This is a genomic window from Streptomyces blattellae (genome assembly GCF_009709555.1).
Classification (GTDB): domain Bacteria; phylum Actinomycetota; class Actinomycetes; order Streptomycetales; family Streptomycetaceae; genus Streptomyces; species Streptomyces blattellae.
Genome location: NZ_WJBG01000096.1, coordinates 1 through 5,188, shown reverse-complemented (window position 1 = coordinate 5,188; position 5,188 = coordinate 1). Strand labels below are relative to the sequence as shown.

The following is a 5,188-nucleotide window of genomic DNA, read 5'->3' as shown; positions in this document are numbered from 1 at the left end:
GCCGGGATGAACGCCGGGCAGATCGCCGACCGCCTCAACGCCGAGGGCCTGCGTCCACCGAAGCGCAGCAGGACGTTCACCAAGAACGCCGTCCGTGACCTCCTGCGCTCCCTGGGGATCCAACGCTCACGCACCCCGGCCCGCCAGGCCCGCCCTGATCTTCACGAGCACGAGTGGTGGCTGCGTGACCTGGCAGAACACCTCCAGATGTCCGAAGTCACCCTCGACGCATGGGTGCGGCGCGGCTGGGCCACCGGCTACCTCCATCCCCAGGCCGGACTGCGGATCGTGCGCGCCGACCCCGCCGAGGTCGAACGCCTGCGCACCCTGCACCAAGTGCCCCGCGGGCAGCACAACCGCCGCCCCTGGATGAACAATCAGGCAGCCAGCACGAACACCGAACCGGAAGGAGAGACCGGCGATGAAACCGAGCCGCAGGTATGACAGCACTGCGGCTTGCTTCTCTCGACTTCGAGGAGCTGCTTGTAACCGAGCGCGATGTCCTCGGTGGTCATCTTGGGGTCGGAGGTGCGCAGCAGGTACTTGCCGTCCAGGTTCTCCTCGGCCTTGATCTTCGCGGCGTCGATGCGCAGCAGCCCGCCGGGCGTGACGCGCAGGTAGCGGTTGAGTCCGGGCTTGGTGGAGATCACCCCGCGCAGCTCGGCCCGCTTGGCCGGTGTGAGCTTGTCGGTGTTGTCGATCAGGTCGGTGAGGTGGGCGACGAGGCGGTCTCTGGTCTTGGCGTCGCGGTCGGCGGCGTCGGGGTTGAAGCAGATGACGAACCGCTCGTCCTCGCGGATGCGGACCTCCTTGACTCTCAGGTTGTCGCGGACGTCCTGGTAACGGCCCTGGCGGGCCAGTGCCTCGGTGGCCTCGGCAGACCCGGAGCGGAGTTTCTCGCCGATGATGTAGTGGTGGTCGCCCGTGCGCAGGTGGTGGCGGTTGCGTTCGGAGGCGAAGCCGCGGTCGGCGACCCACACGATCCTGGAGAGTGTCCAGTCGCGCATGTCGTCCTTGACCTGCCGGATCAGCGCCGAGTCGCTGGTGCAGCCGGGCCAGGACCATATCCGCACCGGGATGCCGGTGCGGGTGACGGCCATCCCGATCACGACCTGCGGCAGGTCGTCGCGGTGGTCCTTGGACTTGCCGAACGACCGGAACCCCCGCACCTGGTGCTCGTCACTCGCCTCGTCCTCGGCGACGGGCCGGCCCCGTTCGTCCCGGGGGACGGCCTCGTCGGCGTCCTCGGTCTCGAAGTAGGTGGAGGTGGTGTCGAAGAACAGCAGGTCGACCTCCAGGTTGAGGAGGTTGGCGACCTGGTGGAACACCTCTTCCTCGAGCGTGGCGGAGATCTCGATCAGCCAGTCCATCGCCCGGTAGCAGGCGTCGTCGCTGGTGGCGGGCAGCCCGTCGATCGCGACGTCGTCGTTGACCCACCGGGCCGCCGCGAGCTTCGATGACGGAGCCAGGGCCCGGTTGGCGACCAGCGCGAACAGCACCCGCTCCGCGCTGGCATCGAGGCGACGCTTCTTGAGCAGCCGTTTCATCGTCTTGCCGATCTCCAGCTGCTGCCAGAGCCCGTCCAGCACCCAAGTGCCGCCCAGCGGCCGGGACTCCACGAAGACCAGTCCGTCGGCCGTCGCGGCCAGGGCAGCGTCGGGGTCCAGGAACCGGGTCACCGAGGCCACCAGCCGCTGCAGCGCGTCCCGGTTGGAGGCGTCCTCCCGGCCGAAGTTGTAGATGACCTGCACTTTGGACCGCTTCGCCGCCGGGTCCCACACGTTGTGCGCCAGCTGCAGGTAGCGCACCACCGTGCCGTCCTTGTTCCGCCGAGGAGTCGACCGCAGATACATGGACTAGAACCTAGCGCCCAAACCCCAGGCCCGTCAGGGAAATCACCTACAAGCGTGTATCTAGGACGATCCTCGATTCCCACCAACCGACACACCGCTGACCAGCAAGTTCGACCTCATCCAAGGCCCAGAACCCCGATTAACTGCGGAACCCGGGTCTGAGCGGGCTCCACTTCCGCACTCACCACCGGGGAGGATTGCCGGTAGGATAGGTAGCATGAGTGAGCCTACTGGCAAGTACTCGATCACCATGCCGCGCGACATCGCTGAAGCGGCCAAGGCTCGCAGCGGCCCCTCCGGCCTGTCCGCCTACGTCGCCGCCGCCGTCGCCCGCCAGATCGAACGCGACAACCTCAACGAACTCATCGCCGTCGCCGAGGCCCAACACGGCCCCGTCACGGACGAGGAGGTCCAGGCCCTGCGCGAGCAGCTGCACCATGCCCGGCAGCAGCAGACACAGGGCGGGGCCGACGCCGCGTGACCCGCTCCCCCGCCCTTCCAGGCGGCACGCTGGTTCTGGACAGTGAAGGGCTGGCCAAGGCCGTACTGCGCGACCGGTCCGTTACCGGATGGCTCGCCCTGGCCCGCGCCGACGATCTGCGCGTGATCACGTCCGCGGCCACCCTGGTCGAGGTCGTCCACCCCCGGATCAACCGCCCCGCCCTGGAGTGGACCCTGTCCCGCCTCGTCGTCGAGCCGGTCACCGAGCCGATCGCCCGCCGCGCCGCGGCCCTCCTCGCCGACGCCGGCCTGCACGGCCACAAGTACGCCATCGACGCCATGCTCAGCGCCACCGCCCTCGCCGCCCCCGGGCCTGTCACGATCCTGACCTCCGATCCGGAGGACGTCACCATGCTGTGCGGCGGGCGCGTCACCGTCATCAAGATCTGATGTGTCCGCCGGTCACCGCTTGCGGCCGAAGCATCCGCTCGCAGTGGCGCCGACCGGCGGTGTGCCTTACATGTAGTGGGCGTATCGGGTGGCCACAGCCTGATCGGGTGGGCAGAAGCGCAGGACGGACTTGACCTGGTTCGCGGTGCGCAGGGTGACGGGGAGCCGTCCGTCCAGGCGGGTCTGGTTCCAGTTCATCTTGGTCAGGGCGAGGACTTCGGCAGCCAGTTCGCGCGGGTCCCGGGCGGCGATGACGGGTCTGATGCCGATGGGGCGCGGGATGTACATGCCGGGGTAGGTCCGGTAGAACTCGATGCTCCCTGTGGCGTACAGCGCGAGTTCGCGTTCGCCGAGGACAGCGAGGGTGCCACGCAGGGGTGGCGCGTCGCCGGGGCGGAAGGTGGCGGCTCCTTCGCTGCTGGTGACCCAGCTCATCTCCAGCGCGTCGATGAACCGTTCGTCCGCGGCATCCTGGAAGCCGCCTGTCTCCTCGCCGGTGAAGGCCGAAGTCTTGTGCAGCACGATGCGGGCCGGGGCGGTGTGGTGTTCGCGCCGGTAGGCATCCAGTGCCTGGAGCAGGAGGGCATGTGCGTCGGCGCGTGCCAGGTGGGGCTGGCGGTCGGTGCGGCTGATCCGTGCCGGTCCTCCGCGCACGATCACACCGTCCCCGCGTTCGTTGAAGACCTGGGCGACCGAGGTGTTCAGGGCGCTTCCGTCGTCGCTGCGGTAGAACGCGATGCCGACGTAGCAGGTGGTGAGATCGGTGGGGCTGCGCAGGAGGCGCCAGGGCACGCCGCCGGCCTTGTAGTAGAGGGCGACGTGGAGGTTCCAGGCGCGGCTGGCCTCGTCCTGCCGGCTGTGGCCCTCGGGAGGGCGGGTGGCTTCGTCCCAGGTGCTGCGCCGGATGATCTGGATGGGCTGGCGCAGGTTCAGCAGCCGGGCTTTGAGCAGGTCGTGGAAGTTGGCAAACTGCCCCAGCGGCGGATCGTCAGCGGCGTCCTCCGAAGGACTAACGGCTTCGCCCGTACGGCCTGATGATCGGCGGATCGTCTCGACGAGTTGCTCGGGTCTGGCGACCAGGAGGACGTCGACCCGGTTCTCGTCGGCCAGTGCCCTGATCTCTTCCGCGTAGATGCTCACAGCCCTGGTCAGAGCTGCCGGGCCGTCGGCGGTCTCGATGGCGCGCAGGTCCCGGCTGCTGATCGCGCGCGTGTTGCGGTCGCTGAAGACCAGGGTGGTGTGCAGACCGCGGTCGGTGTCGCAGCCGGGGAATTCCGGGAAGAGATGCGGATACTGCTCGTCCTTGGCCGCGATCGGCTCCCGGCAGCGCTCCAGCCACCGGCGCAGCCCCTCGAGTTGATCCGCGGGACCGACCAGGCCGACGCGGATCGCCCGTGGAGCATCGGCCGCACCGAGATCGGCGGGACCGTAGTTCGTGATGCCGAACCGAGGATCGATGTGCCGGGCCGCACCGCCGAATTCCAGCTCGGGCTCATCAAGCACCACGGAGTACATCACTGGCCTCGCCTCCCACTGCCCGTGCCTCTCTGACGGGACGTCCGCCGCCCGGCGGACCTGGCCTTGTTTCCGGGGCTTCTTCGCCGGGGAGCGCCAGGGTCGACGTCGCTGTCCCCGTCCTGGAGCAGACTGAGAAGAGGGTGTGTCAATTTAACGGCTGATCTTGGTTGTTGATGGTCAGTTGTTGCTCGGGGTGAGGCGGCCATCGAAGGCGATCTGGAACGCGTTCAGGGGTGCTTTCCAGCGCATGGTCCACCTCTTGCGGCCCTTGCCGGTCGGGTCCAGGCTCATCAGCGCCATGTAGATGCACTTGAGGGCGGCGGCCTCGTTGGGGAAGTGCCCGCGGGCCCGGACGGCCCTGCGGATGCGGGCGTTGACGCTCTCGATCGCGTTCGTGCTGCAGATGACCTTGCGGATCTCGACGTCGAAGGAGAGGAAGGGCACGAACTCGGCCCAGGCGTCCGACCACAGCTTCACGATCGCCGGATACTTTCGGCCCCACGTCTCCTGGAACTCGAGGAACCGCTCCGTCGCCGCGTCCTCGCTGGGCGCGGTGTAGACGGGCTTGAGAGCCTTGGCGACCTTGTCCCAGTCCTGGCGGGCCGCATATCGGAACGAGTTCCGCAGCAGGTGAACCACACACGTCTGGACGATCGTGCGAGGCCAGACGGTCTCCACCGCCTCGGGAAAACCCTTCAGCCCGTCGCAGACCAGCATCAGCACGTCGTCCAGGCCGCGGTTCTTCAGCTCGGTGAACACGTGCAGCCAGTACTTGGCGCCCTCTCCGCCGTCGCCGGCCCAGATGCCGAGGATGTCGCGGGTCCCGTCCACCGTCACCGCCATCACGACATAGACCGGACGGTTCGCGACCTGCCCGTCCCTGATCTTGACGTTGATGGCATCCACGAACAAAACCGGGTAAACAC

The 5,188-nt window shown here is 68.0% G+C and carries 4 protein-coding genes and 2 pseudogenes; 3 read left to right on the top strand and 3 right to left on the bottom strand.

The window, feature by feature from the left end; genetic code table 11:
- A pseudogene (locus tag GFH49_RS39240) lies at positions 1–444 on the top strand (recombinase family protein); the annotation flags it as partial.
- A 17-nt stretch (positions 445–461) separates the two neighbouring features.
- On the opposite strand, the pseudogene GFH49_RS01785 reads toward GFH49_RS39240, so the two are convergent.
- Positions 462–1,853, bottom strand: a pseudogene (locus tag GFH49_RS01785) (IS1634 family transposase); the annotation flags it as partial.
- A 217-nt stretch (positions 1,854–2,070) separates the two neighbouring features.
- Here GFH49_RS01785 and GFH49_RS01780 point away from each other — a divergent pair.
- Entirely contained in the window at positions 2,071–2,334 is a 264-nt protein-coding gene (locus GFH49_RS01780) for a CopG family transcriptional regulator (protein ID WP_155053944.1), read from the top strand.
- A complete protein-coding gene (locus tag GFH49_RS01775; protein ID WP_155053943.1) occupies positions 2,331–2,744 on the top strand; it encodes a PIN domain-containing protein in 414 nt (137 codons plus the stop codon). The genes GFH49_RS01780 and GFH49_RS01775 overlap by 4 nt, the downstream gene beginning before the upstream one ends.
- Before the next feature lie 66 nt (positions 2,745–2,810).
- On the opposite strand, the gene GFH49_RS01770 is transcribed toward GFH49_RS01775, so the two are convergent.
- Together GFH49_RS01770 and GFH49_RS01765 are read right to left on the bottom strand one after the other, a co-directional pair.
- Entirely contained in the window at positions 2,811–4,250 is a 1,440-nt protein-coding gene (locus GFH49_RS01770; protein WP_230396109.1) for an argonaute/piwi family protein, read from the bottom strand.
- A gap of 189 nt (positions 4,251–4,439) precedes the next feature.
- The coding region (locus GFH49_RS01765) for an IS256 family transposase (protein WP_155053941.1) at positions 4,440–5,188 on the bottom strand (749 nt) is incomplete at its 5' end.